Source organism: Micromonospora eburnea (assembly GCF_900090225.1).
GTDB classification, from domain to species: Bacteria; Actinomycetota; Actinomycetes; order Mycobacteriales; family Micromonosporaceae; genus Micromonospora; species Micromonospora eburnea.
Map to the genome: position 1 here is coordinate 6,403,275 of NZ_FMHY01000002.1, position 24,998 is coordinate 6,428,272.

Below are 24,998 nucleotides of genomic sequence, written 5' to 3' on the forward strand. Positions count from 1 at the left end.
GCTGGCCGGCCCGGCCCGGTGCGGCTCAGGCCAGCGGCAGGTAGACCCGGGCACCGGCGGACCGGAACTCGTCGGACTTCTCCGCCATGCCGCGCGCCGCGTAGTCCTTCAGGTCCTGAGTGATCTTCATGGAGCAGAACTTCGGCCCGCACATCGAGCAGAAGTGCGCGGTCTTCGCCGGCTCGGCCGGGAGCGTGGCGTCGTGGTACGACCGCGCGGTCTCCGGGTCGAGCGCGAGGTTGAACTGGTCCTCCCAGCGGAACTCGAACCGGGCCTTGGACAGCGCGTCGTCCCAGGCCTGCGCCCCGGGGTGCCCCTTGGCCAGGTCCGCCGCGTGCGCCGCGATCTTGTACGCGATGACACCCGCCTTGACGTCGTCCCGGTCCGGCAGCCCGAGGTGTTCCTTCGGCGTGACGTAGCAGAGCATCGCGGTGCCGAACATACCGATCATCGCGGCGCCGATCGCCGAGGTGATGTGGTCGTACGCGGGCGCGATGTCCGTGGTCAGCGGCCCGAGCGTGTAAAAGGGCGCCTCGTGGCACCACTCCTGCTGGCGGTCCACGTTCTCCTTGATCTTGTGCATCGGCACGTGCCCGGGGCCCTCGATCATCACCTGGACGTCGTACTCCCAGGCGATCCTCGTCAGCTCGCCGAGGGTACGCAGCTCGGCGAACTGCGCCTCGTCGTTGGCGTCCGCGATCGACCCGGGGCGCAACCCGTCGCCGAGCGAGAACGTCACGTCGTACTTCGCCATCAGGGCGCACAGCTCGCGGAAGTGGGTGTAGAGGAAGTTCTCCTGGTGGTGCGCCAGGCACCAGGCCGCCATGATCGAGCCGCCCCGGGAGACGATGCCGGTCACCCGGTCCACCGCGAGGGGCACGTACGGCAGCCGCACCCCGGCGTGCACGGTCATGTAGTCGACGCCCTGCTCGGCCTGCTCGACGACCGTCTCCCGGAACACCTCCCAGCTCAGCTTCACCGGGTCGCCGCCAACCTTCTCCAGCGCCTGGTAGATCGGCACGGTGCCGATCGGCACCGGCGAGTTCCGCACGATCGCCTCGCGGGTCTCGTGGATCCGTTTCCCCGTCGACAGGTCCATCACGGTGTCCGCACCCCAGCGGGTCGCCCAGGTCAGCTTCTCCACCTCCTCGGCGACGGAGGAGCTGACCGCCGAGGTGCCGATGTTGGCGTTGACCTTCACCAGGAACGCCCGGCCGATGATCGCCGGCTCGCACTCCGGGTGGTTGACGTTGAGCGGCAGCACCGCCCGCCCGGCGGCGATCTCGTCCCGGACGAACTCCGGCGGCACGCCCTCCCGGATCGCCACGAACTCCATCTCCGGCGTGACCCGTCCGGCCCGCGCGTAGGCGAGTTGGGTCGGGCGCTTCCCGTCCGCGCCGGCAAGCGGGGTGCCCGCGCCCCGCACGGGGGCGACATCACCCCGGTCGGCGATCCACGGTCCGCGCAGCGGCGGCAGCCCCACCGCCGGGTCGGAGCCGGGGCCGGAGGTGTCGTAGAGCCGTACCGGCGGGTTGTCTCCGGTCAGCGCCACCTCGGCGAACGGCACCCGGATGTCCGGCCGCGACCCCTCGACGTAGACCTTGCGTCGTGTTTGCATGACAGCCTCCTGTCGCCTCACGCGGACCATCCGAAGTGGTCCAGCGGGCCGGGTCCCGCGCCCAGCTCCCAGTCCCGCGCGCCGGCCAGCGCGCGGGTGACGTACTCCTTGGCGGCGGTGACCGCGACCGGTGCCGGATCGCCGGCCGCCAGCCGGACGGCGATCGCCGCCGAGAACGAACAGCCGGTGCCGTGGTTGTGCCGGGTCGGCACCCGGGGCGCGCGCAGCAGCGTGGTCGCCCCACCGCCGACCAGCACGTCCACCGACTCACCCGTTGCGTCCGCATCGCCGCCGGTCACCACCACGTGCGCCGGGCCGGCGGCCGCCAGGGCCTCAGCCGCCGCGACCGTCTCCTCCACCGTGGCCACCGGGCGTCCGGTGAGGGCCGCGGCCTCCGCGCGGTTCGGCGTCGCCACCTCGGCGTACGGCAGCAGCCGCCGCACCGCCTCCACCCCGCCGAGCCGGTACCCACTGGTGGCGACCAGCACCGGGTCGACGACGAGCCGGGGCAGTCGCCCCGCCTCCGCCGCCGCGGCGATCACGTCGGCGACCGCCGGGGTGCCGAGCATGCCGGTCTTAACCGCGCGTACGGCGAAGTCGCCGAGCACGCTGTCGAGCTGCTCGCGGACGGTCCGCGGGGGCAGCGGCAGGACGGCGTCGACGCCCCGGGTGTTCTGCGCGGTGATCGCGGTGAGCACGCTGGTCCCGTACGCGCCGAGGGCGGCGAAGACCTTGAGGTCGGCCTGGATGCCCGCCCCGCCGCCGGAGTCCGATCCGGCGATGGTGAGGACGGTTCGCGGCGTCACCTCCCCTCCCCGGTGGTTTCGGTTGCGGGCTCTTCGAAGGCGCTGCCCAGCGTGGCGGCGACCTCGCCGGGGTCGTCGGCGCGCATGATGGCACCGAGCACCGCCACACCGACGGCACCGGCCCGTACGCACGCCTGCACCTGTGCCACGGTCTCGATGCCGCCGAGGGCGAGGGCCGGCGCCGGGCTGAGCCGGATCAGGTCGGCCAGCCCGCCCGGGTGCAGGGGTGGGCCGTAACCGGGCTTGGTCCTCGTGGGGAAGACGGGTGACAGGGTGGCGTAGTCCTCTGTGGTGAGCCGGGCCAGCTCGGCAGCGTTGTGGCAGGAGCGGCCGACCAGCCCGACGCGCGGCGGCGGGTACGGGCCGGCGGCGGGCAGGTGGACGGCGTCGCCGTCGAGCGGGTCCGGCCCGGCGACGACCAGGGTGCCGCCCGCCTCGGCCAGGATCGCCCGCAGGTCGGCGGCGAGCGCGGCCCGCTCGGCGCGCGGCAGGTCCTTCTCCCGCAACACCACCCACCGCGCTCCGCCACCCACAGCGGCCGCGATCACCTCGGGCAGCGGATTCCGCGCCACCCACCGATCCGTCAGCACCACCACTCCGGACGGCGCGGCGCCCGACCAGATCCTGGAGGAATCCGGCCCCGCCAGGGGCCATCTCCCCCCAAGGTCCACGGCAGGAACCGCGGTCACAGGTCGGGCCTGCCCTCGTGCGGAGTGGAGGGGAGGGCGTGGAGGCGGCGGGGGATGCGGCCCGCCCGGTACGCGAGTCGCCCAGCCTGCACCGCGTGGCGCATGGCGGTGGCCATCGCCTCCGGGTCGGCAGCCCGGGTGACCGCGCTGGCCAGCAGTACCGCGTCGCAACCCAACTCCATGGCGAGCGCGGCGTCCGAAGCGGTGCCGATGCCGGCGTCGAGGATCACCGGCACGTCCACGGCCTGCCGGATCAACCGGATGTGGTGCGGGTTGCTCACCCCCAGGCCGGAGCCGATCGGGGCGCCGGCCGGCATCACCGCCGCGCAGCCCACGTCGGCCAGCCGCCGGGCCAGGACCGGATCGTCCGAGGTGTACGGCAGCACGGTGAACCCGTCGGCCACCAACTCCTCGGCGGCGCGCAGCAGCTCCACCCCGTCGGGCAGCAGCGTGCGCTCGTCACCGATCACCTCCAGCTTCACCCACTCGGTGTCGAACGCCTCGCGGGCCAGGTGGGCCACCTTCACCGCCTCGGACGCGGTGTGGCAGCCGGCCGTGTTCGGCAGCACCCGTACGCCGCACCGGTCGAGCAGGTCGAGCAGGCCACCGGCGCTGCCCGGCGCGGTGTCCACCCGGCGCAGCGCAAGCGTGACCAGCTCGGTGCCGGAGGCGCGGATCGCCTGCTCCAGCACGTGCAGGTTGGCGGCGCCGCCGGTGCCGAGGATGAGCCGGGAGCCGAACGCGGTCCCGCCGATCTCGAAGGTCACGCCGCTCACCCACCCTGCGCGGCGCTGAGCACCTCGACCCGGTCACCGTCGCGCAGCCTGGTCGCCGCCCAGCCGCCGCGCGGCACGACCTCGCCGTTGACCGCGACCGCGAGGCCGCGCCGCTGGTCGGTGACCTCCCGGACCAGGTCGGCCACGGTCGCTCCGCCGGGCACGGTCCGCCCGGCGCCGTTGACGATCAGTTCCATCTGCGCTCCTCCTCGATGCCGGATGCGGTCTGTTCCCGGGCCGGGGCGGGCGACGCGCCGGCGCCGACGAACCGGTCCGGGCTGAACGGGGCGAGCAGCGGGTCCGGCTCACCGGTGACGATCAGTTCGGTGACCAGGTCGGCGGTGACCGGGGTGAGCACGATGCCGTGCCGGTGATGGCCGGTGGCGGCGAGCACGCCCGGCCGGCCGGGCAGCGGCCCGATGACCGGCGCGTTGTCCGGCGTACCGGGGCGCAGCCCGGCGGACGCCTCCACCAGGTCGTACTCGGCCAGCTCGGGGACCAGGTCGACGGCGGCGCGCAGCAGCCGGAGCACCGCGCCGGCGGTCACCTCGGTGTCGGCGCGCTCCTCGACGGTCGCCCCGACCACCACCTCGCCGCTGTCCCGGGGCACCAGGTAGACCGACTCGCCGTCGGCGTACCCCCGGATCACGTGCCGGAAGCCCGGCGTGCCGCGATCGGGCGCGCGGAGCCGGAGCACCTGGCCCTTCACCGGCCGGACCGGCAGCCCGGTGAGCGCCGCCGCGCCGCAGCCGGCGGCGACGACGGTGACCCGGGCGGCCACGTCGGAGAGCCGGGCGACCGGGGCGGGGCGCAGCGTGACGCCGGCCCGCTCGGCCGCCGTCCGCAGCGCGGGCAGCAGCCGGCGCGGGTCGACCTGGTGGTCGCCGGGGGCGACCGCGCCGCCGCGCACCCGGGTGGCCAGCGCCGGCTCGTGCTCCCGCAGCGCCGACGGGCGCAGCGGCGTGATCGGCAACCCCAACCCCTGCTGGTACGCCCAGAGCCGGCGCGCCTCGGCCAGGTCGTCGGCGGTCAGCCCGACCACCAGCGTGCCGTCGGTGCGGTACCCGACGTCGGTGCCGGCGGCCTCGGACAGCTCGGCGGCGAAGGCCGGCCAGCGGGCGGCGGACTCGGCGAGCAGTCCGGTCAGCTCCCGCTCCCCGAAGTACGCCTCGGCCACCGGCGCGAGCATCCCGGCCGCCACGTGGGACGCCCCGGAGCCCGGTGCCGGGTCGTGGACGACCACCCGCAGCCCGCGCTGCGCGCACCGCCACGCGATCGCCAGCCCGACCGGTCCCGCCCCCACAACCCCGACATCCGGAAGGAAGGGCCCCCTGTTAACGCCTCCGGTATAGGAGGGGTCCCCTCCTAACACGTCAGCGCCCCGAGCAGCTCGGCGGTGGCCCGGGCCGGGTCGGCGGCCTGGGAGAGCGCCCCGACCACCGCCACCCCGTACGCCCCGGCGGCCCGCAGCGCCGGCACGCGCGCGGCGGTCACCCCGCCGATCGCGATCACCGGCACGTCCACCGCCTCGACGACGGCGCGTACCCCGTCGGGGCCGATCGGGTCGGGCAGCCCGGCCTTGGTGGCGGTGGCGTGGCAGGGTCCCACGCCCAGGTAACTGGCCCCGGCGGCGACCGCCTCGGCGGCGCTTCGCGGCTCCCGGGCGGTGACACCGAGCACGGCGGCGGAGCCGAGCACCCGGCGGGCCGCCGGCACCGGCAGGTCCTCGGCGCCCACGTGGCCACCGGCCGCGGCCACCGCGAGCGCCACGTGCAGCCGGTCGTTGACCAGGCAGGCCGCCCCGTACGGCCGGCACAGCGCGACCACCTGGCCGGCCAGCTCGTACGCCTCGCGGTCGGTGGCGTCGTCGGCGACCCGGACCTGGACGACCAGTTCGGCGCGGGCGACCGGCAGGGCGGCACGCAGCACGGCGAGCGGGTCGCATCCCGGCCGGGTGTCGGTGATCAGATGCAGTCGTCCCAGGGACGGCACGGCAACACTCCTCCCTGCGCCGGCATTACCCGGATCAGGTTCGACGGTCGGGGGCTGCAGCCCCCCTCTCAGCCCGGTACACCGGGCTCCCGTGGGTCACTTGCGGCCTACCGTACGACGCCCGCGGCGGATCCGCAAAGGACGGGTGACACATTTCCCAGCCACCGTCACCTGTGGTCGCCCGGCTCGGCCGTTCACCGGACGCAGCGTGGCCCTGGCTGTGGGGAGCCGATCGGCGGGGGCTACGCCGCGCGGTGGACACGCCCCCGGCACGGGCGGCAGCACGGACAGCACACTGCCCCGGCACCGCTGGGCGCCGGGGCAGTGGGTGTCGACGGGGTCAGAGGAGGGCGTCGAGGGCGTCGAGGTCCTCGTCGGTGGGCTGCCAGGCGCCCGCCTCGGCGTTGGCGCGTACCTGGTCGGGCGTGGTGGCACCGGCGATCACCGAGGTCACCGCCGGCCGGGCGGCGAGCCCGCCGATGGCCACCTGGAGCATGGTGAGCCCCCGCTCGGCCGCGTACGCCTCGATCTTCTCGATGGTGTCCCAGTCCGCGGCGGCGAACCGCTCCGCGTACCGGCCGCCGCCGGAGAGCCGGCTGCCGGCTGGCGGTGCCTCGCCCCGGTGGTACTTGCCGGTGAGCAGGCCGTTGGCCAGCGGGAAGAACGGCAGCATGCCCAGGCCGAACCGCTCGCAGGCGGGGATGACCTCGGCCTCCACGCTCCGCTCCAGGAGGGAGTAGTGGTTCTGCGCGGAGATGAACCGGGTACGGCCCTGGGAGGAGGCGGTCCAGTCGGCGTCGGCGATCTGCCAGCCGGCGAAGTTCGAGTTGCCGAGGTAGCGGACCTTGCCGGCGGTCACCAAGCTGTCCAGCGCGGCGAGCGTCTCGTCGATCGGGGTGCCCGGGTCGGGCTCGTGTATCTGGTACAGGTCGATGTGGTCGGTCCCGAGCCGGCGCAACGAGGCCTCTACCGCGCGGGCGATGTAGCGGCGGGCACCCCGGGCGCCGTGGTCCGGTCCGTTCAGGCCGTGCATGTCCATGCCGAACTTGGTGGCGACCACCACGTCGTCCCGGCGGCCCTTGAGCGCCTGCCCGAGCAGTTCCTCGGAGCTGCCCTGCGGTTCACCGTAGATGTCCGCGGTGTCGAAGAAGTTGATCCCGGCGTCGAGCGCGGCGTCGACCACCGCGCGGGTGCCGTCGAGGTCGAGCTTCCGGCCGAAGTTGTTGCAGCCGATGCCGACCACGGACACCACGAGCCCGGAGTCGCCCAACCGGCGGTACGTCATCTCACTCACGAAAGCCAGCCTATGCGGCAGGGAGGACCGCCACCGGCCGGGCCGGAACGTCGACGGACCGACGCGGTGAATCGTTCACGACATCAGCTCCACAACGTCGGCTGACCCCTGCCGCCCGCCGACCGCGACGCGCCGAGAACGTCGATGATCATCCGACGTCCCACACCGGCTCCGGGGTCTCGACCACCTCGCCGTCGCCCCGGAACAACACGAACCGGTCGAAGGAACGGGTGAACCAGCGGTCGTGGGTCACCGCGATCACCGTCCCCTCGAACGCGGCCAGACCCGCTTCGAGCGCCTCGGCGGAGGCCAGGTCGAGGTTGTCGGTCGGCTCGTCCAGCAGCAGCAGGGTCGCGCCGGAGAGCTCCAGCAGCAGCACCAGGAAACGCGCCTGCTGCCCGCCGGAGAGGGTGCCGAAGCGCTGGTCGCCCTGCCCGGCCAGCTCGTACCGGGACAGCGCCGCCATCGCCGCGTGCCGGTCCATGCCGGCGCGGTGCTCGTCACCCCGCCACAGGACGTCGACCAGCGTCTTCTCCATCAGCTCCGGCCGGTCGTGGGTCTGTGAGAAGTGCCCGGGCCGCACCCGCGCGCCGAGGCGTACCACCCCGTCGTGGGCGACCGGCGCGAGGGCCGCCGCGCCGTCGACCGGCGTGTTGGCCGGGTCCGGGTCGGTGCCGCCGCGGGCCAGCAGGCGGAGGAAGTGCGACTTCCCGGTGCCGTTCGCGCCGAGCACGGCGACCCGGTCGCCGTACCAGAGTTCCAGGTCGAACGGGTAGGTCAGGCCGTCGAGCTCGAGCTGCTCGGCGATCACCGCGCGCTTGCCGGTCCGCCCGCCGGTCAGCCGCATCCGGATGTCCTGGTCCTTCGGGGGTACGGGCGGCGGCCCGGCCTCCTCGAACTTGCGCAACCGGGTCTGCGCCGACTGGTAGCGCGAGGCCATGTCGGAGTTGTACGCGGCCTTCTGCTTGTACATCAGCATCAGCTCGCGCAGCTTCTGGTGTTCCTCGTCCCAGCGCTTGCGCAGCTCGTCGAGGCGGGCGTGCCGGGCCACCCGCGCCTCGTGCCAGCTGGCGAAGCCGGCCGGGTGCACCCAGGCGCTGCCGCCCTCGACGGCGACCACCCGGTTGGCGGTCTGCGCCAGCAACTCCCGGTCGTGCGAGACGTAGAGCACCGACTTGCCGGACTCGCGCAGCCGGCCCTCCAGCCACCGTTTGCCGGGTACGTCGAGAAAGTTGTCCGGCTCGTCGAGCAGGAGCACCTCGTCGGGCCCGCGCAGCAGCAGTTCGAGGGCGAAGCGCTTCTGCTGGCCGCCGGAGAGGGTCCGCACCGGACGCTCCCGGGCGGCGTCCCACGGCAGGTCGAGGACGATGGTGCTGACGGTGTCGAAGAGCACCTCGGCGTCGTACCCGCCGACCTCGCCCCAGGCCGCCAGGGCGTCCGCGTACTCGAGCTGGGCCTTACCCGCGGCGGTGCTGTACTTGCTGCGGACCTCGGCCGCCCGCATGGCCGCCTCGGTCTCGGCGAGGCGGCGGCCGGCGTCGCGAAGCGCCGGCGGGGCGAGCGCGAGCGCCAGGTCGGCGAGCGTGGAGTCGTCCCCGATCATGCCGATGAACTGCCGCATCACGCCGAGGCCGCCGGAGCGGGCGATCGTCCCGGTCTTCACCGCCAGGTCACCGGCGACCATCCGGAGCAGCGTCGTCTTGCCGGCGCCGTTCGGCCCGACCAGCGCCACCTTGGCGCCCTCGCCGACCCGGAACGACACCTCGGCGAAGAGTTCCCGGCCGTCCGGGAGGATGTGCCCGACCCCTGCCACGTCCACGTAACCCACGCGGGCATCCTGCCCGAGGGACCGGGACGGGCGACACTCGATTACCGGGTGACCCGCAGCACTCGGTACCCCTTCTGGCTGGCGTGCCGGTCCACCTGCCAGCCCTGCTCGACCAGCCAGCGGTGCAGCGAGTCGCCGCCGAGGTGCCGGGCCACGACCAGCCAGGCCACCCCGTCCGGGGCGAGCCGGGGCAGCCAGCGCAGCAGAAGCTCGTGCAGCTCCGCCTTGCCGATCCGGATCGGCGGGTTCGACCAGATCTGCGCAAAGCGGAGATCGGCCGGTACGTCGTCCGGCGCGGCCACCCGTACCCGTTCGGCGGCGCCGACCCGGGCGGCGTTGGCGGCGGTGAACTCGCGGGCGCGCTCGTTGACGTCGACCGCCCAGACGGGGGCGGACGGCGCGGCGGTGGCCAGTACGCAGGTGATCGGCCCGAAGCCGCAGCCGACATCGAGCAGCGGGCCGGTGGCATCGGCCGCCGGCAGCTCGCCCTTGCGCAGCAGTACCGCCGTCCCGGGATCGAGGCGGTCGGCGGAGAAGACGCCGGCGGCCGAGACGAGGGTGTAGTCCCGCCCGGCGACAGAAAACTCGATCTCGCGCGGCTGGGCGGCGCTGGTGGGTTCAGCGGTGAAGTAGTGGTCGCCGGTCACGCCGGGCATTGTCGCACCGGCCCGGAGGTCGGGCGAACTCGCGACGCCACCCCGCTAGAATTTCCCGATATTACCCCCTAAAGGGATAATCAGTCCTACTGTACCCACATGGTGTATCGGTACGAGTCCGATGAGGACGCCTTCCTGGATTACCCGAAGCCCGGGTCGCCCCCGGCCGGGCCCGGAGCACCGGTGCCTCCGCCCGCGGGCCCCTCGCCGTCCCGCTTCCCCACACCGTCGCTGCCGCCACGGGTCCGGCCTACCCGGCCGGCCGTCGACGCCACCCCGCCGCCGCGTCGACAGGCAGCCGCGGCACCACCCCGGTCGGCCGCCGCCCCGGCCGCGCCCCGGACGGACGTTCCGCCGCCGCATCCGGTGACCGCGCCGCCCCCCACGGTCGCCGCGCCGCCCCCGTCCGCCGCCCCGCCGCCTCCGGTTTCGGCCCCCCCGATGTCCGCGCCCCCCGAGTCGGCACCCGCGATGTCGCCACCCCCCGAGTCGGCGCCCCCGGGTCCGCTCCAGCGCACGACCGACCCGCTGGACCTCTCCGAACCCAGCCGCCGTGCCGGTCGGAAGCACGGCGGTCGAGCCTGGCAGGTGCTGATCGGCGGCGCCGCCGTGCTGGTGCTGCTCGCGCTCTGCGGGTTGGCCGTCGCCACCCTGCTCCAGAACCAGACCAACACCCCGCCGGCCGCCCTGCCGAGCGACCAGCCCGTGGTCGACCAGTCCGCCGCGGCCGACCGGAGCGACCTCGACTCCCGGGACACCGACCAGTCGGCGCTCACCGTCAAGGAGGTCTTCCCCGGCAAGCAACTGGTGCCCAGCGACGGCGGACAGACCTACCAGGTGCTCAAGACCCAGGCCGGCACCGACTGCACGGTCGCGGCGACCGGGGAGATCGGTGACCTGCTTGTCCGGCTCGGCTGCAACCAGGTGGTCCGGGCCACCCTCCGTTCCCCGAACGGCGATTACCTGGTCACCGCCGGGCTGTTGAACCTCACCGACGCGGCCAGCGCCCAGCGGGCCCGGGACCGGATCCGGCAGCTGCTCGACGAGCGGCAGGGCCGGTTCCAGGGCATGGTGGCCGGCGACGGCACCGAGGCGGTGGCCAAGGCCGCCGCCCGGGTCGGCTGGCAGGTACGCGGCCACTACATCGCCTACTGCCTGGTCACCCGCGCCGACGGGGAACAGATCAACTCCGCCGACGCCAAGACGCGCGACATCCTGTACGACATGATCGAGGTCTACCTGAACCGTGGCGTGCTGGAGCGCCGGGCGAACGGCGGGGTGGCCAACCAGCCCACCGTGAGCCCGACCGACGGCACCGCCAGCCAGTCCGCCACCCGCGACCGGAACCCGTCCGGAAACTGACGACGACCGGCGCGGTCAGCCCTCGGCGACGGGGACGCGCAACCGACGGGTGAGCGCCGAGCGGCGGGCGTACTCGGCGGGGTCCACCGGGTAGCCGACCTCGACCAGGGCCAACCCGTGCGCCGGCGCCACGGTGACCTCGCTGGACCGTTCCCGCCGGGTCAGCAGGCCGGCCGGCCAGGTGGCGGCTCGACGGCCGTCCCCGGCGGCCAGCATCGCGCCGACCAGGCTGCGCACCATGTTCTGACAGAACGCGTCGGCCTGCACGGTGGCGACCAGGATGCCGTCCGGGTCCCGCCGCCAGTCCAGCCGGGTCACCTCGCGCAGCGTGGTGGCGTTCTCCTTGCGCCGGCAGTACGCGGCGAAGTCGTGCTCCCCCACCAGGCCGGCCGCCGCGGCGTTCAGCGCCGCCAGGTCGAGCGGCCTCGGCCAGGCCAGGGTGTCCTTCCGGCGCAGCGGCTCGGCACCCCACGGAGCGTCGGTCACCCGGTATTCGTAGCGGCGGAAGGTGGCCGAGAAGCGGGCGTCGAAGTCGGCGGGCACCTCGGTCATCGCGCGTACCCGCACGTCGGTTGGGAGCAGCCGGGCCAGGCGGCGCAGCAGCTTCCCGTCGTGCTGCCGCCAGACCTCGGTCGGCAGGTCGAGGTGACAGACCTGGCCGGTGGCGTGCACGCCGGCGTCGGTCCGGCCGGCCACGGTCAGCCCGCTCGCCGTGCCCACGCCGAGGACCAGGTCCAGCGCCTCCATCAGCACCCCGGCGACCGTACGCCGGGTGGGCTGGGCCGCCCAGCCGGAGAAGTCGGTGCCGTCGTACGAGACGTCCAGCCGCAGCCGGGTCCGCTCGTCCACCTCGTACCTCCCGTTCACGCCGTCGGGCCCGGCACCCCAGGAAGGGGTGCCGGGCCCGACGATCTGCCTCAGCTCAGGCCTTGTTCTCGTTGGCCTCGTCGCTGTCCTCGCGGGCGGCGGCGGTGTCACCGGAGACGTGCACCGGCGGCTCGGAGTCCTGGTCGGCCGGGGCCGACACCGGGGTCTCCTCGGCCGGGGCCAGGGCCTCGACCTTGTCCTGCTGCGCGGCCTTGCGGGCGGCGGTCTTCTTGTTCGCCTTCGGCTCGGCGACCTGAAGCTCCTCCACCAGCTCGATGATCGCCATCGGAGCGGCGTCACCCTTGCGCGGGCCGGTCTTCACGATCCGGGTGTAGCCACCGTTGCGGTTGGCGTACCGGGGCGCGATCTGGTCGAACAGGTTGTAGACCACGTCCTTGTCCTTGACGACGGCCAGCACCCGCCGACGCGAGGCGAGGTCGCCCCGCTTGGCCTTGGTGATCAGCTGCTCGGCCAGCGGACGCAGCCGCCGGGCCTTCGTCTCGGTGGTCTGGATCTTGCCGTGCTGGAACAGCGAGGTGGCCAGGTTGGCCAGCATCAGCCGCTCGTGCGCGGGGCTGCCGCCGAGGCGGGGGCCCTTGGTGGGCGTGGGCATTGTTGGTGCTCCTCAGATGTGGCGGCAGCCGGACTTAGAGCTGCTCGGTCTCGCGGTAGTCGTCGGTGTCGTAGTCGGCCTCGCCGAAGGCGTCCACGACGTGCGCCGGGTCGAAGTTCGGAGCCGAGTCCTTCAGCCCCAGGCCCATCCCGGCGAGCTTCATCTTGACCTCGTCGATTGACTTCTGACCGAAGTTCCGGATGTCGAGGAGGTCCGCCTCGGTACGCCCGATCAGCTCACCAACGGAGTTGATGCCCTCGCGCTTGAGGCAGTTGTAGGAGCGGACGGTGAGGTCCAGCTCCTCGATCGGCAGAGCCAGGTCGGCCGCCAGCTGGGCGTCCTGCGGGGACGGCCCGATGTCGATGCCCTCGGCGGTCTCGTCCAGCTCCCGGGCCAGCCCGAACAGCTCCACCAGCGTCGAACCGGCCGAGGCCAGCGCGGTACGCGGGCCCATCGACGGCTTGGTCTCGACGTCGATGATCAGCCGGTCGAAGTCGGTCCGCTGCTCGACGCGGGTCGCCTCGACGCGGTACGTCACCTTGAGCACCGGTGAGTAGATCGAGTCGACCGGGATCCGGCCGATCTCCGCGCCCGCCTGCTTGTTCTGCGCCGCCGTGACGTAGCCGCGGCCCCGCTCGACGGTCAGCTCCATGTCGAGCCGGCCCTTGCCGTTCAGGGTGGCGAGCTTCAGGTCCGGGTTGTGCACCGAGACACCGGCCGGGGGCTGGATGTCACCGGCGGTCACGTCGCCCGGGCCCTGCTTGCGCAGGTACATGCTGACCGGCTCGTCGTGCTCGGAGCTGACGCACAGCTCCTTGATGTTCATGACGAGCTCGACCACGTCCTCCTTGACCCCGGGGATCGTGGTGAACTCGTGCAGCACGCCGTCGATCTTGATCGAGGTGACGGCCGCGCCCGGGATGGACGACAGCAGCGTACGCCGCAGCGAGTTGCCCAGGGTGTAGCCGAAGCCCGGCTCCAGCGGCTCGATGGTGAACCGGGACCGGGTCTCGTTGATCGACTCCTCGGAGAGGGTCGGTCGCTGGCTGATGAGCATCTTTTCTCTTTTCTTCCGGGGCGCCCGCCATATGACGCCCACGACACAAACTGTTCCGGTGGCCCGCCCCCGGGAGGGCGGGCCACCGCAACGAGCCCTTACTTCGAGTAGAGCTCGACGATCAGCTGCTCCTGGACCTGGGTGTCGATCACCTGGCGGGCCGGGAGCGAGTGCACGAGGATCTTCAGCTGGCTCGGGATGGCCTCCAGCCACGCCGGGACGGTCCGCGAGCCGGCCTCACCCTGCGCCACCAGGAACGGGGTGAGCTCCTTGCTCTTCGCACGCACCTCGATGATGTCGTGCTCCTTGACCCGGAACGACGGGATGTCGACCTTCTTGCCGTTCACCGTGAAGTGACCGTGCTTGACCAGCTGACGGGCCATGTCCCGGGACTTGGCGTAGCCGGCCCGGTAGACCACGTTGTCCAGCCGCGACTCGAGGATCTGCAGAAGGACCTCACCGGTCTTGGCCTGCTTGGCCACGGCCTCCTCGTAGTAACCGCGGAACTGCTTCTCCAGCACGCCGTAGACCCGGCGAGCCTTCTGCTTCTCACGGAGCTGGAGCAGGTACTCCGTCTCCTTGGTGCGGCCGCGGCCGTGCTGTCCGGGCGGGAACGGCCGGGACTCGAACGGGCACTTCGGGCCATCGCACTTGCTGCCCTTGAGGAACAGCTTCATCTTCTCCCGCCGGCAACGGCGGCAGTCAGCACCGGTGTAACGAGCCATCTCTCTCTAACCTCTCAGACCCGGCGACGCTTCGGCGGACGGCATCCGTTGTGCGGCTGCGGGGTGACGTCGGAGATCTGACCGACCTCGAGGCCCACGGCCTGCAGCGAACGGATGGCGGTCTCCCGGCCGGAGCCGGGACCCTTGACGAACACGTCGACCTTGCGCATGCCGTGCTCCATGGCCCGGCGCGCGGCGGCCTCGGCGGCCAGCTGCGCGGCGAACGGAGTCGACTTGCGGGAGCCCTTGAAGCCCACCTGGCCCGCGGAGGCCCAGGAGATGACCGCACCGGTCGGGTCCGTGATGGACACGATGGTGTTGTTGAAGGTGCTCTTGATGTGCGCCTGCCCGTGGGCGACGTTCTTGCGTTCCTTGCGCCGGACCTTCTTGACAGCGGCTCCGGCACGAGCCTTCGGTGGCATAAGTCTGTGCGCTCCTAATTACTTCTTGCCGGGCTTCTTCTTGCCGGCCACGGTCCGCTTCGGGCCCTTGCGGGTGCGGGCGTTGGTCCGCGTCCGCTGGCCGCGCACGGGGAGACCACGGCGGTGCCGGATGCCGGCGTAGCAGCCGATCTCGACCTTGCGGCGGATGTCAGCGGCGACCTCGCGGCGCAGGTCACCTTCAACCTTGTAGTTGGCCTCGATGTGGTCGCGGAGCTGCACGAGCTCCTCGTCCGTGAGGTCGCGAGCGCGCTTGTCCGGCGAGATGCCGGTGGCGGCGAGGGTCTCCAGGGCGCGGGTGCGACCGACCCCGAAGATGTAGGTGAGCGCGATCTCCATCCGCTTGTCGCGGGGGAGATCCACGCCGACTAGACGTGCCATGTGCGGGCGTACTCCTCGTGATGTTGTGGCGGAGGTGTGGACCCGCCCCACCCCGCTACCGACCGTCCCGTCCTTCCGACGCGTTCCGCGCCGGCGACCGGGATCGGTCGCTGCCCGAGCGGGCCCCGGCCTCCGACCGGGGGTCAACCACGAGGGAGTACGCGCTGCGTACCGTTCGCGGCTGGGGCGAGCTGATGATGTGGTGTCGGAATCTGCGACCCGGGCCGATCCGACCGGCCGTCACGACCGGTGGGACTGGCTCAGCCCTGGCGCTGCTTGTGGCGCGGGTCCTGGCAGATGACCATGACCCGGCCGTGCCGGCGGATCACCCGGCACTTGTTGCAGATCCTCTTGACGCTCGGCTTGACCTTCACGGTTGCCTTACTTTCCCATCTGGGCCCGGAGACACGACGATGCGCGACACCGGACGTCGAAGACGGACACGGGATGCCCCGGCCGTCGTCAGGCTTACTTGTAGCGGTAGACGATGCGCCCGCGGGTCAGGTCGTACGGCGAGAGTTCGACGACGACCCTGTCCTCCGGCAGGATGCGGATGTAGTGCTGCCGCATCTTGCCGCTGATGTGAGCCAGCACCTTGTGGCCGTTCGCGAGCTCCACCCGGAACATGGCGTTCGGCAGAGGCTCGATGACCCGACCCTCGATCTCGATGGCTCCGTCTTTTTTCGGCATGTCCTCCGCTGTCCTGACGTCGGTTGCTCCGGACGGCCCACAACGTCTTACACGGGTGAACTGACCATGATCAGGAAACCCGCGCCAGCCGCGGCTCCCGCTCCCACCGAAGCGCTGGGTGGGCATGCAGGAGTGGACGCTGTGCGCCGATCAGAAAGTGTACGCCCGCCTGCATGCCGTCGCCAAACCGACCACCCACGCATTCCCCCGGCCGGACGAAATCCGTACGCCCGGCAGGCAACCCTGTGACACTGGCCACAGCGCGGCGGTCAGCGACCCCGCCGCCGGTCCCGCCGCTCCCGCCTGTCCCGCCGCTCCCGGCGGTGAGGTTGCGCGCCCTCGTGCACGCCCACCGTCCGCAGCAGCAGGAACACCGCCCACGGCCCGATCGCCCAGGCCGGCCAGTAGTGGACGACGTGCCCGGAGCCGAGCGACGAGATCAGCCAGATCGCGGTGAGGATCCCGGCGACCCGCAACCACGGCGACCAGATCCCGAGCAGCGAGGCGGAACGACGTACGGGCTCGGCGGCCGCCTCGTCGTCCGACACCGGGCTGGGCGTCGCCGGCGCCGGCGCGGGCACCACAGCGGAGCGCTCCGCCGGCCGCACCCCGGGCAGGTCCGCCACGACCTCGTCCAACTCGGCGTACGTCTTCGCGCCGTACGCCCGGCCCAGCCGCTCGTCGTACTCGTGCAGGTCGAGTCGGCCCTCCTCCAGAGCCACCCGGAGCCGATCCGCCGTCGCCTGCCGGTCGACGTCGCCCGCCCGCATCCTGTCCCGCCCTTCCATGGGGGCCAGCATGCCACCGACGCGCCACCGGCCGCCAAGGGGCCGGTCCCCCGCCGTCAGACCGCCGGGGAGTCCGCCGGCTGCCGGGAGGTGACCAGGCCGCCGAGGCGCGCCCGGCCGCCGTCCTCGGCGGTCAGCACCCACACGCCGTCGTCCAGCAGGGCCATCGAGTGCTCGACGTGCACGGCCATCGACCCGTCCCGGGTCACCACCGTCCAGCCGTCGGCCAGCTCGACGGTGCGCGGGGAACCCATCGTGATCATCGGCTCGATGGCCAGCGCCATACCCGGCACCAGCCGGGGCCCCTTGCCCGGACGACCGTGGTTGAGCACGTGCGGGTCCTGGTGCATCTCGGTGCCGATGCCGTGCCCGCCGTACCCGTCGACGATGCCGTAGCGGCCCCCCTTGCGGACCGCATGCTCCACCGCGTGCGAGATGTCGGTGAGCCGACCCTTCCCGCTGGCCGCCCCGCGGGCCGCGGCGGCGATCCCGGCCCACATCGCGTCCTCCGCGACCGCGGCCATCTTGAGCAGGGCGGGATCGGCCTCGCCGACGCCGACGGTGATGGCGGCGTCGCCGTGCCACCCGTTCAGCACCGCGCCGCAGTCGATCGAGATCAGGTCGCCCTCCTGGAGCACCTGCTTCGACGACGGGATGGCGTGCACCACCTGCTCGTTCACTGAGGAACAGATGGACGCCGGGTAGCCGTGGTAGCCCTTGAACGACGGGACCGCGCCCGCCTCGCGGATGGTGGCCTCGGCGATCGCGTCCAGGTCGGCGGTGCTCACGCCGGGAGCGACCGCCTCCCGCATCAGCCGCAGCGCGCGGGCGACCACCAGACCGGCCGCACGCATCAGCTCGATCTGGTCGGGGGTCTTCAGCTGGATGTCCAGCTGGGGACGACGCATGGAGGCATTACCTTTCGTCGCACGGACCAGCGGGGTACGTCGGACGTACCCCGCTGTTCGCACTCTATCCGCCGGAGGGCCGGCGCGACGTCAGCCGCCGTACGACCGCAGAGCGTCGATGGCGCGGACGGTGACATCCTCCACCGGCCCGGTCGCGTCGATGCCGACCAGCTTGCCCTGGGCGCCGTAGTAGTCGACCAGCGGCGCGGTCTTCTCGGCGTACTCGCGGAGCCGGGCCGCGATGGTCTCCGGCTTGTCGTCGTCCCGCTGGAACAGCTCGCCGCCGCAGCGGTCGCAGATGCCGTCCCGCGTGGTGGCGTCGAACTCGACGTGCCAGATCTTGCCGCAGCCACGGCACGTCCGCCGGCCGGAGAGCCGCCGGATCACCTCGTCGTCGTCGACGACCAGCTCCAGCACCAGGTCCAGCGAGGTGCCGAGGTCAGCGAGGAGCTTGTCCAGCGCGGCGGCCTGCGGCGTGGTACGCGGGAAGCCGTCGAGGAGGAAGCCCTCGCTGGCGTCCGGCTCGGCGAGCCGGTCCCGAACCATGTTGATGGTGACCTCGTCCGGAACCAGCTTGCCGGCGTCCATGTACCGCTTCGCCTCGACCCCCAGCGGCGTGCCCTGGGAGACGTTCGCCCGGAAGATGTCCCCGGTCGAGATCTTCGGCACCGACAGGTGGGCCGCGATGAACTCGGCCTGTGTGCCCTTGCCCGCACCCGGCGGGCCAACCAGAACGAGTCGCATCTACCGCAGGAACCCTTCGTAGTTCCGCTGCATGAGTTGGCTCTCGATCTGCTTAACGGTCTCCAGACCGACGCCGACCATGATGAGCACGGCGGTGCCACCGAACGGGAAGTTCTGGAACTGCTGGTTGTCGAGCCAGATGAAGAAGAAGTTCGGCAGGATCGCGATGATGCCCAGGTAGAGCGCGCCCGGCAGGGTGATCCGGCTGAGGATGAAGTCGAGGTACTCGGCGGTCGGCTTGCCGGGGCGGATGCCCGGCACGAAGCCGCCGTACTTCTTCATGTTGTCCGCGACCTCGGTCGGGTTGAACGTGATCGACACGTAGAAGTACGTGAAGAAGATGATCAGCAGGAAGTAGATCGCGATGTGCTCCGGCGCGCTCGCCTTCACGATGTGGTTCTGGATCCAGGCCTGGGTCTTACCCGGGTTGTTCTGGTCGAAGAACTGGAGCGCGAGCTGCGGCAGGTAGAGCAGCGACGAGGCGAAGATGACCGGGATAACACCGGCCTGGTTCACCTTGAGCGGGATGTAGGTGGAGGTGCCGCCGTACATCCGCCGGCCGATCATGCGCTTGGCGTACTGCACCGGGATCCGGCGCTGGGCCTGCTCGATGAAGGTGACCGCGGTGATGACCAGCAGAACCAGGGCGATGACGAGGAGGAACATCCCCCAGCCCTTGGTGGTCTTGATCTTCCAGCCCTCGCTGGGAAGCCGGGCGGCGATCGAGGTGAAGATCAGGACGGACATGCCGTTGCCGACGCCGCGGTCGGTGATCAGCTCACCGAGCCACATCACCACGCCGGTGCCGGCGGTCATGGTCATGACCAGGATGCCCAGGGTCAGCCAGTCCGGGATGCCGGTGTCCCGGGGGACGATCGGCCACTGGTCGCACCGGTTCTGGAAGAGCTGCCCGGAGCGGGCCAGCGCCACGAACGCGGACGACTGCAGGATGCCCAGACCCAGCGTCAGGTACCGGGTGTACTGGGTGATCTTCGCCTGGCCGGCCTGGCCCTCCTTGCGAAGCTGCTCCAGCCGCGGGATGACCACCGTCAGCAGCTGCAGGATGATCGACGCGGTGATGTAGGGCATGATGCCCAGCGCGAAGACCGAGAGCTGCAGGAGCGCACCGCCGGAGAAGAGATCCAGCAGGTTCAGCACGCCGGTGCCGCCGCCCTGGATGGCGTCGAGGCACTTCTGCACGTTCCCGTACGAGACACCCGGGCTGGGCAGCGTGGCGCCGAGCCGGTAGACCGCGATGATGCCTACTGTGAACAGCAGCTTCTTGCGCAGGTCAGGCGTTCGGAACGCACTGAGAAAGGCGGACAGCAACTTCTTCCTCCTGCGCGAGGCGGCCGCCGGTGATGATCCCTGGCGGGGTGGGGTGGGTGCCGGGCCGGATGCCCGATATCCATAGCTGGGAAGGGACTCTAACAGCCCGATCCCCGTCCGGGCAGATGTGCCCGGCTACATAAAACGAATCCGATGTTACCCGGCGCACATCCGCCAGGGATACCATGGCGCCCGCCCAGCCTTGGACGACTGAGCGGGCGCCACGGATCGTGCCTTACAGCTCGGTGATCGAGCCGCCGGCAGCGGTGATCTTCTCCTTGGCCGACGCGCTGAACGCGTGCGCCGACACCTGGAGAGCCACGCCGCCGAGGTCGCCGGTGCCGAGCACCTTGATCGGCTGGCCCTTGCGGACCGCGCCGGCCTCGACCATCTCGATCGGGCCGACCTGGCCGCCGTTCGGGAAGAGCTCGGCAAGCCGGTCCAGGTTGACAACCTGGAAGACGACCTTGAACTTGTTCCGGAAGCCCTTCATCTTCGGCAGGCGCATGTGGATGGGCATCTGCCCACCCTCGAACGCCGGCGAGATGTTCTTCCGGGCCTTGGAACCCTTGGTACCGCGACCGGCGGTCTTGCCCTTGGAGCCCTCACCGCGACCCACACGGGTCTTGTCGGTCTTGGCCCCCGGCGCCGGGCGCAGGTGGTGGACCTTGATCGTCATTACTCGACCTCCTCGACCTTCACGAGGTGGTTGACCGTGAAGATCATGCCGCGGATCTCCGGCCGGTCCTCCTTGACCACCACGTCGTTGATCCGCTTGAGACCGAGCGAACGCAGCGAGTCACGCTGGTTCTTCTTGGTCCCGATCTCGGACCGGACCTGGGTGACCTTCAGGCGTGCCATCAGGACGCCACCCCCGCCCGGGACGCCAGCATCGCGGCCGGCGCCACGTCCTCGACCGGCAGACCACGACGGGCCGCGACCGCCTCCGGCGACTCCAGCGCCTTCAGGGCCGCCACCGTGGCGTGCACGATGTTGATCGGGTTGGACGAACCGAGGCTCTTGGAGAGCACGTCGTGGATGCCCGCGCACTCCAGGACGGCACGCACCGGACCACCGGCGATGACACCCGTACCGGCCGAGGCCGGCTTGAGCAGCACCACGCCGGCCGCGTCCTCGCCCTGCACCGGGTGCGGGATCGAGGCGCCGATCCGCGGCACCTTGAAGAAGTGCTTCTTGGCCTCCTCGACACCCTTGGCGATCGCCGCGGGCACCTCCTTGGCCTTTCCGTAGCCCACGCCGACGGTGCCGTCGCCGTCGCCCACGATCACCAGGGCGGTGAAGCTGAAGCGACGACCACCCTTCACGACCTTGGCGACGCGGTTGATCGCGACGACCCGCTCAAGGTGCGGGGTCTTCTCGACGGGCGCGTTTCCGCGGCCGCCCTCACGGCGGTTGTCGCGGCGACCACCCTCGTTGCCACCGGACCCGCCGCCACGGCGCTGTTGACCTGGCATCAGCAGCCTTCCTTCTCTCTCGTGACGGGGTTTCTAGAACTCGAGCCCGGCTTCGCGGGCGGCGTCGGCAAGCGCGGCGACCCGCCCCGCGTACCGGTTGCCACCGCGGTCGAAGACGACCTTCGAGACGCCGACGGCCTTGGCCCGCTCGGCGAGCAGGGCGCCGACCTTGCCGGCCAGGGCGCTCTTGTCGCCCTCGGCGCCGCGCAGCGAGGCGTCCATGGTCGAGGCCGACGCCAGGGTGTGCCCCTTGGTGTCGTCCACGATCTGGGCGACGATGTGCCGCAGCGAGCGGGTGACGACCAGGCGAGGACGCTCGGTGGTGCCGCTGATGTTCTTGCGGACCCGGAAGTGCCGACGCGCACGCCCGACGGCGCGCTTGGCGGCGACGCCGCGGCGGCGCTTGAGCAGCGTGGCGCTCACTTCTTACCTGCCTTTCCAGCCTTGCGGCGGATGACCTCGCCCTGGTACTTCACACCCTTGCCCTTGTAGGGCTCCGGCGGGCGGATCTTCCGGATGTTCGCGGCGATCTCACCGACCTGCTGCTTGTCGATGCCGGCGATGTGGAACAGCGTCGGCTTCTCGACCGTGAAGGTGATGCCCTCCGGCGCCGTCACGACCACCGGGTGCGAGAACCCGAGCGCGAACTCCAGGTCCTTGCCCTTGGCGGTCACGCGGTAACCGGTACCGGCGATCTCCAGGCTCTTGCGGTAGCCCTCGGTCACCCCGACGATCATGTTGGCAACCAGCGTACGGCTCAGGCCGTGCAGCTCCTTGGCCTTGCGCTCGTCGTTCGGCCGGTTGACGTGCAGCGCGCCGTCCTCGCCCCGCTCCGCCGTGATCGGCTCGGCCAGCACGTGGCTCAACTCGCCCTTGGGGCCCTTGACCTTGACGGTCTGGCCGTCGATCGTGACATCGACACCGGCTGGCACCGGGATCGACTTACGTCCAATACGCGACATTTCTACCTGTCTCCCGTTACCAGACGAAGGCGAGGACTTCCCCGCCAACGCTCCGCTTGCGGGCCTGCCGGTCGGTGAGCAGCCCCTGGGACGTCGAAATGATCGCCACGCCCAGCCCGCCGAGCACCCGCGGGAGCCCGTCCGACTTGGCGTAAACCCGGAGACCGGGCTTGGACACGCGCTTGATGCCGGCCAGGCTCCGCTCCCGGTTCTGGCCGTACTTCAGCTCGACGACCAGTCGCTTGCCGACGGCGCCCTCCTCGGGCTCCTCGACCGACCAGGTGGCGATGTAACCCTCGGCCTTGAGGACCTCGGCGATGTTCGCCTTGATCTTCGAGTAGGGCATCGTCACCCGGTCGTGGTACGCCTGGTTGGCGTTACGCAGACGCGTGAGCATGTCTGCGATCGGGTCGGTCATCGTCATGAAATTCGTCAACCTTTCTCGCCGTGGTTCCCCGGGCCAGGCCCGGGGCCTACGGCGAAGAGACAGTTCAGCTAACGCGCGAAGCGCGCCGGGCTATTACCAGGAAGCCTTGGACACGCCGGGCAGCTCACCGCGGTGGGCCATCTCCCGGATGCACACCCGGCAGAGACCGAACTTGCGGTAGACCGCCTTCGGACGCCCGCACCGCTGGCAGCGGGTGTACGCGCGAACCGAGAACTTCGGCTTCGCGGCCGCCTTGAGGATCAGCGCCTTCTTGGCCATCTCAGTTCTCCTTGAACGGGAAGCCCAGGAGCTTGAGCAGCGCCCGGCCCTCGTCGTCGGTCGTGGCGGTCGTGACCACCGTGATGTCCATGCCCCGCTGGCGATCGATCTTGTCCTGGTCGATCTCGTGGAACACCGACTGCTCGGTCAGACCGAACGTGTAGTTGCCGTGCCCGTCGAGCTTGCGCCCGTCCAGGCCGCGGAAGTCGCGGATACGCGGCAGCGCGATGGACAGCAGCCGGTCCAGGAACTCCCACATCCGGTCGCCGCGCAGAGTGACCTTCGCGCCGATCGGCATGCCCTCGCGGAGCTTGAACTGCGCGATGGACTTGGTCGCCCGCCGCACCTGCGGCTTCTGGCCGGTGATGGTGGCCAGGTCGCGGACCGCGCCGTCGATCAGCTTGGCGTCCCGAGCGGCCTCGCCGACACCCATGTTGACGACGATCTTGACCAGCCGCGGCACCTGCATGGGGTTGCCGTAGTTGTGCTGCTTCTGCAGCTCGGCCACGATCTCGCTGCGGTACCGCTCCTTGAGGCGCGGCATGGTCTTCGTTTCGGTAGCCGTGGTCATCACAGGTCCTTACCGGTGCTACGCGCGATGCGGACCTTCTGGCCGTTGTCGTCGATCCGGTAACCGACGCGGGTCGGCTTGCCGTCGGAGTCCAGGACCATCACGTTCGAGACGTGGATCGGGGCCTCCTGGGTGACGATGCCACCGGTCTTGGCGCCACGCTGAGTGGTGCTGATGCGGGTGTGCTTCTTGACCCGGTTCACGCCCTCGACCAGGACCTTGTCCTGCCGCGGGTAGGCCGCGATGACCTTACCCTTGGCACCCTTGTCCTTGCCGGCGATGACGACGACCGTGTCGCCCTTCTTGACCTTCACGGTCACAACACCTCCGGCGCGAGAGAGATGATCTTCATGAACCGCTTGTCCCGCAGCTCGCGGCCCACCGGGCCGAAGATACGGGTGCCGCGCGGGTCCCCGCCGTCCTTGATGATGACGGCGGCGTTCTCGTCGAAGCGGATGTACGAGCCGTCCGGCCGCCGCCTCTCCTTGGCGGTGCGAACGACGACGGCCTTGACGACGTCGCCCTTCTTCACACCGGCACCGGGGATCGCGTCCTTGACCGTGGCCACGATGACGTCGCCGATGCTCGCGTAGCGCCGACCGGAGCCACCGAGAACGCGAATGCACAGGATCTCCCGGGCACCCGTGTTGTCGGCGACGCGCAGTCGCGACTCCTGCTGAATCACGTCTATCTCCTATGTCTGCCGGTTCTCCGGCCGCCTTCACGGGGCGGCCGGAGCCTGGCGGAACCTGCGCCCGACCGAAGCCGGCCGAGCTCGAGCCTTCGCTACTTGGCCTTCTCGAGGATCTCCACGAGCCGCCACCGCTTGGTGGCGGACAGCGGCCGGGTCTCCATGATCAGGACCCGGTCGCCGATGCCGGCCGAGTTCTGCTCGTCGTGCACCTTCAGCTTGCTGGTCCGGCGCATGATCTTGCCGTACAGCGCGTGCTTGACCCGGTCCTCGACCTCGACCACGACGGTCTTGTCCATCTTGTCGCTGACCACGAGGCCCTCACGCACCTTGCGGCGGGCCCGCGCGGTGGCGGTGGTGTTCTCACTCATGATGCAGTCACCTCAGTCGGCGCGGCCGAGAGACCCAGCTCACGCTCACGCATGATCGTGTAGATCCGGGCGATCTCCCGACGGATGACCTGCAGCCGCCGGTTGTTGTCCAGCTGCCCGGTTGCGGCCTGCACGCGGAGGTTGAACAGCTCCGCCTTCGCCTCACGCAGCTTCGTGACCAGCTCCTCCTCGGAGAGCTCACGCAGCTCGGAGGCCTTGACGCCCGCTGCCATCAGGATTCACCCACTTCGCGCGTAACAATGCGGCACTTCATCGGGAGCTTGTGGATCGCGCGACGCATCGCCTCTCGCGCGATCTGCTCGTTCGGGAAGGACATCTCGAAGAGAACCCGCCCCGGCTTGACGTTGGCGACCCACCACTCGGGCGAGCCCTTACCGGAACCCATCCGGGTTTCCGCCGGCTTCTTGGTGAGGGCCTGGTCCGGGAAAATCGTGATCCAGACCTTGCCGCCACGCTTGATGTGGCGGGTCATCGCGATACGCGCCGACTCGATCTGGCGGTTCGTCACGTACGCCGGCTCGAGAGCCTGGATCCCGAACTCGCCGAACACCACCCGGTTACCGCCCTTGGACGCGCCGTGGCGGTCCGGGTGGTGCGGCTTGCGGAAGCCCTTCGGGGGCTTGCGCGGCATCAGCATC

At 71.2% G+C, this 24,998-nt stretch carries 36 protein-coding genes and 1 riboswitch; of the genes, 1 reads left to right on the forward strand and 35 read right to left on the reverse strand.

Annotated features, from left to right (window positions below):
• Positions 1-25: 25 nt before the first annotated feature.
• From thiC to GA0070604_RS27845, 10 genes are all read right to left on the reverse strand, one after another.
• A complete protein-coding gene (gene thiC, locus GA0070604_RS27800; RefSeq protein WP_091125084.1) occupies positions 26-1,618 on the reverse strand; it encodes a phosphomethylpyrimidine synthase ThiC in 1,593 nt (530 codons plus the stop codon).
• Between the two features lie 17 nt (positions 1,619-1,635).
• Positions 1,636-2,424: a bifunctional hydroxymethylpyrimidine kinase/phosphomethylpyrimidine kinase gene (thiD, locus tag GA0070604_RS27805; protein WP_091125087.1), complete on the reverse strand. Its 789-nt coding sequence runs from the start codon at positions 2,422-2,424 to the stop codon at positions 1,636-1,638.
• A complete protein-coding gene (locus tag GA0070604_RS27810) occupies positions 2,421-3,047 on the reverse strand; it encodes a thiamine phosphate synthase (protein WP_091127464.1) in 627 nt (208 codons plus the stop codon). Before GA0070604_RS27810 ends, thiD begins: the two co-directional genes overlap by 4 nt.
• Positions 3,048-3,109: 62 nt before the next feature.
• On the reverse strand, positions 3,110-3,889 hold the full coding sequence (locus tag GA0070604_RS27815; RefSeq protein ID WP_091125089.1) for a thiazole synthase: 780 nt from the start codon (positions 3,887-3,889) through the stop codon (positions 3,110-3,112).
• Positions 3,886-4,086 carry a sulfur carrier protein ThiS gene (gene thiS, locus GA0070604_RS27820; RefSeq protein ID WP_091125091.1) on the reverse strand — a complete coding sequence of 67 codons (201 nt, stop codon included), beginning with the start codon at positions 4,084-4,086 and terminating at the stop codon, positions 3,886-3,888. The genes GA0070604_RS27815 and thiS overlap by 4 nt, the downstream gene beginning before the upstream one ends.
• Positions 4,077-5,261, reverse strand: a complete 1,185-nt coding sequence (gene thiO / locus GA0070604_RS27825) for a glycine oxidase ThiO (protein ID WP_091125094.1) — start codon at positions 5,259-5,261, stop codon at positions 4,077-4,079. Before thiO ends, thiS begins: the two co-directional genes overlap by 10 nt.
• Positions 5,255-5,881 (reverse strand): thiamine phosphate synthase, encoded by a 627-nt coding sequence (gene thiE, locus GA0070604_RS27830; RefSeq protein WP_091125097.1) that lies wholly within the window; start codon positions 5,879-5,881, stop codon positions 5,255-5,257. The genes thiO and thiE overlap by 7 nt, the downstream gene beginning before the upstream one ends.
• A riboswitch (TPP riboswitch) is annotated at positions 5,876-5,983 on the reverse strand. Its footprint overlaps the gene before it by 6 nt.
• 238 nt (positions 5,984-6,221) lie before the next feature.
• Positions 6,222-7,184: an aldo/keto reductase gene (locus GA0070604_RS27835; protein ID WP_208602360.1), complete on the reverse strand. Its 963-nt coding sequence runs from the start codon at positions 7,182-7,184 to the stop codon at positions 6,222-6,224.
• Positions 7,185-7,323: 139 nt separating this feature from the next.
• Complete coding sequence (locus GA0070604_RS27840) at positions 7,324-9,003, reverse strand: ABC-F family ATP-binding cassette domain-containing protein (RefSeq protein ID WP_091125102.1); 1,680 nt, start codon at positions 9,001-9,003, stop codon at positions 7,324-7,326.
• A 41-nt stretch (positions 9,004-9,044) separates the two neighbouring features.
• Positions 9,045-9,650 carry a class I SAM-dependent methyltransferase gene (locus GA0070604_RS27845; protein ID WP_091127465.1) on the reverse strand — a complete coding sequence of 202 codons (606 nt, stop codon included), beginning with the start codon at positions 9,648-9,650 and terminating at the stop codon, positions 9,045-9,047.
• A gap of 480 nt (positions 9,651-10,130) precedes the next feature.
• Between GA0070604_RS27845 and GA0070604_RS27850 the strand changes: the two genes are divergently transcribed.
• Complete coding sequence (locus GA0070604_RS27850; protein WP_091125104.1) at positions 10,131-11,021, forward strand: hypothetical protein; 891 nt, start codon at positions 10,131-10,133, stop codon at positions 11,019-11,021.
• Between the two features lie 15 nt (positions 11,022-11,036).
• Here the strand turns inward: GA0070604_RS27850 and truA are convergent, their stop codons facing one another.
• From truA to rplP, 25 genes are all read right to left on the reverse strand, one after another.
• Positions 11,037-11,870, reverse strand: coding sequence for a tRNA pseudouridine(38-40) synthase TruA (gene truA / locus GA0070604_RS27855; protein ID WP_091127466.1), 834 nt, complete (start codon positions 11,868-11,870; stop codon positions 11,037-11,039).
• Positions 11,871-11,943: 73 nt separating this feature from the next.
• Positions 11,944-12,501: a 50S ribosomal protein L17 gene (rplQ, locus tag GA0070604_RS27860; RefSeq protein WP_091125107.1), complete on the reverse strand. Its 558-nt coding sequence runs from the start codon at positions 12,499-12,501 to the stop codon at positions 11,944-11,946.
• Between the two features lie 34 nt (positions 12,502-12,535).
• On the reverse strand, positions 12,536-13,558 hold the full coding sequence (locus GA0070604_RS27865) for a DNA-directed RNA polymerase subunit alpha (RefSeq protein ID WP_013735931.1): 1,023 nt from the start codon (positions 13,556-13,558) through the stop codon (positions 12,536-12,538).
• 98 nt (positions 13,559-13,656) lie between these two features.
• On the reverse strand, positions 13,657-14,283 hold the full coding sequence (gene rpsD, locus GA0070604_RS27870; RefSeq protein ID WP_091125110.1) for a 30S ribosomal protein S4: 627 nt from the start codon (positions 14,281-14,283) through the stop codon (positions 13,657-13,659).
• A gap of 14 nt (positions 14,284-14,297) precedes the next feature.
• On the reverse strand, positions 14,298-14,705 hold the full coding sequence (gene rpsK / locus GA0070604_RS27875) for a 30S ribosomal protein S11 (RefSeq protein WP_007073011.1): 408 nt from the start codon (positions 14,703-14,705) through the stop codon (positions 14,298-14,300).
• An 18-nt stretch (positions 14,706-14,723) separates the two neighbouring features.
• A complete protein-coding gene (rpsM, locus tag GA0070604_RS27880; RefSeq protein ID WP_089005226.1) occupies positions 14,724-15,104 on the reverse strand; it encodes a 30S ribosomal protein S13 in 381 nt (126 codons plus the stop codon).
• A 260-nt stretch (positions 15,105-15,364) separates the two neighbouring features.
• The gene (gene rpmJ / locus GA0070604_RS27885; protein WP_073834917.1) at positions 15,365-15,478 is read right to left on the reverse strand and encodes a 50S ribosomal protein L36; all 114 of its coding nucleotides are present in this window, start codon (positions 15,476-15,478) and stop codon (positions 15,365-15,367) included.
• 94 nt (positions 15,479-15,572) lie between these two features.
• Complete coding sequence (gene infA / locus GA0070604_RS27890; RefSeq protein ID WP_007073013.1) at positions 15,573-15,794, reverse strand: translation initiation factor IF-1; 222 nt, start codon at positions 15,792-15,794, stop codon at positions 15,573-15,575.
• A 269-nt stretch (positions 15,795-16,063) separates the two neighbouring features.
• Complete coding sequence (locus GA0070604_RS27895; protein ID WP_244162099.1) at positions 16,064-16,582, reverse strand: DUF1707 SHOCT-like domain-containing protein; 519 nt, start codon at positions 16,580-16,582, stop codon at positions 16,064-16,066.
• A 56-nt stretch (positions 16,583-16,638) separates the two neighbouring features.
• Positions 16,639-17,490, reverse strand: a complete 852-nt coding sequence (gene map, locus GA0070604_RS27900) for a type I methionyl aminopeptidase (protein WP_091125117.1) — start codon at positions 17,488-17,490, stop codon at positions 16,639-16,641.
• Positions 17,491-17,580: 90 nt separating this feature from the next.
• Entirely contained in the window at positions 17,581-18,234 is a 654-nt protein-coding gene (locus tag GA0070604_RS27905) for an adenylate kinase (protein ID WP_091125120.1), read from the reverse strand.
• A complete protein-coding gene (gene secY / locus GA0070604_RS27910) occupies positions 18,235-19,563 on the reverse strand; it encodes a preprotein translocase subunit SecY (RefSeq protein WP_091125122.1) in 1,329 nt (442 codons plus the stop codon). It lies immediately after the preceding gene.
• Positions 19,564-19,798: 235 nt separating this feature from the next.
• Positions 19,799-20,242: a 50S ribosomal protein L15 gene (gene rplO, locus GA0070604_RS27915; protein ID WP_091125127.1), complete on the reverse strand. Its 444-nt coding sequence runs from the start codon at positions 20,240-20,242 to the stop codon at positions 19,799-19,801.
• Entirely contained in the window at positions 20,242-20,424 is a 183-nt protein-coding gene (gene rpmD, locus GA0070604_RS27920) for a 50S ribosomal protein L30 (protein WP_013473693.1), read from the reverse strand. Before rpmD ends, rplO begins: the two co-directional genes overlap by 1 nt.
• Positions 20,424-21,038 (reverse strand): 30S ribosomal protein S5, encoded by a 615-nt coding sequence (gene rpsE, locus GA0070604_RS27925; protein ID WP_073834922.1) that lies wholly within the window; start codon positions 21,036-21,038, stop codon positions 20,424-20,426. The genes rpmD and rpsE overlap by 1 nt, the downstream gene beginning before the upstream one ends.
• Before the next feature lie 33 nt (positions 21,039-21,071).
• A complete protein-coding gene (gene rplR / locus GA0070604_RS27930; RefSeq protein ID WP_091125130.1) occupies positions 21,072-21,461 on the reverse strand; it encodes a 50S ribosomal protein L18 in 390 nt (129 codons plus the stop codon).
• Entirely contained in the window at positions 21,458-22,000 is a 543-nt protein-coding gene (gene rplF, locus GA0070604_RS27935) for a 50S ribosomal protein L6 (RefSeq protein ID WP_091125133.1), read from the reverse strand. Before rplF ends, rplR begins: the two co-directional genes overlap by 4 nt.
• Before the next feature lie 16 nt (positions 22,001-22,016).
• Complete coding sequence (gene rpsH, locus GA0070604_RS27940) at positions 22,017-22,424, reverse strand: 30S ribosomal protein S8 (protein ID WP_013288624.1); 408 nt, start codon at positions 22,422-22,424, stop codon at positions 22,017-22,019.
• A gap of 96 nt (positions 22,425-22,520) precedes the next feature.
• Positions 22,521-22,706, reverse strand: coding sequence for a type Z 30S ribosomal protein S14 (locus GA0070604_RS27945; protein ID WP_007073023.1), 186 nt, complete (start codon positions 22,704-22,706; stop codon positions 22,521-22,523).
• A gap of 1 nt (position 22,707) precedes the next feature.
• Positions 22,708-23,277 (reverse strand): 50S ribosomal protein L5, encoded by a 570-nt coding sequence (rplE, locus tag GA0070604_RS27950; protein WP_091125137.1) that lies wholly within the window; start codon positions 23,275-23,277, stop codon positions 22,708-22,710.
• Entirely contained in the window at positions 23,277-23,597 is a 321-nt protein-coding gene (gene rplX, locus GA0070604_RS27955) for a 50S ribosomal protein L24 (RefSeq protein ID WP_013288626.1), read from the reverse strand. The genes rplE and rplX overlap by 1 nt, the downstream gene beginning before the upstream one ends.
• The gene (gene rplN / locus GA0070604_RS27960) at positions 23,594-23,962 is read right to left on the reverse strand and encodes a 50S ribosomal protein L14 (protein ID WP_007465279.1); all 369 of its coding nucleotides are present in this window, start codon (positions 23,960-23,962) and stop codon (positions 23,594-23,596) included. The genes rplX and rplN overlap by 4 nt, the downstream gene beginning before the upstream one ends.
• A gap of 101 nt (positions 23,963-24,063) precedes the next feature.
• Positions 24,064-24,339, reverse strand: coding sequence for a 30S ribosomal protein S17 (gene rpsQ / locus GA0070604_RS27965; protein ID WP_091125141.1), 276 nt, complete (start codon positions 24,337-24,339; stop codon positions 24,064-24,066).
• On the reverse strand, positions 24,336-24,572 hold the full coding sequence (rpmC, locus tag GA0070604_RS27970) for a 50S ribosomal protein L29 (protein ID WP_007073028.1): 237 nt from the start codon (positions 24,570-24,572) through the stop codon (positions 24,336-24,338). The genes rpsQ and rpmC overlap by 4 nt, the downstream gene beginning before the upstream one ends.
• Positions 24,572-24,997 (reverse strand): 50S ribosomal protein L16, encoded by a 426-nt coding sequence (rplP, locus tag GA0070604_RS27975; protein WP_073834927.1) that lies wholly within the window; start codon positions 24,995-24,997, stop codon positions 24,572-24,574. Before rplP ends, rpmC begins: the two co-directional genes overlap by 1 nt.
• Position 24,998: the final 1 nt, after the last annotated feature.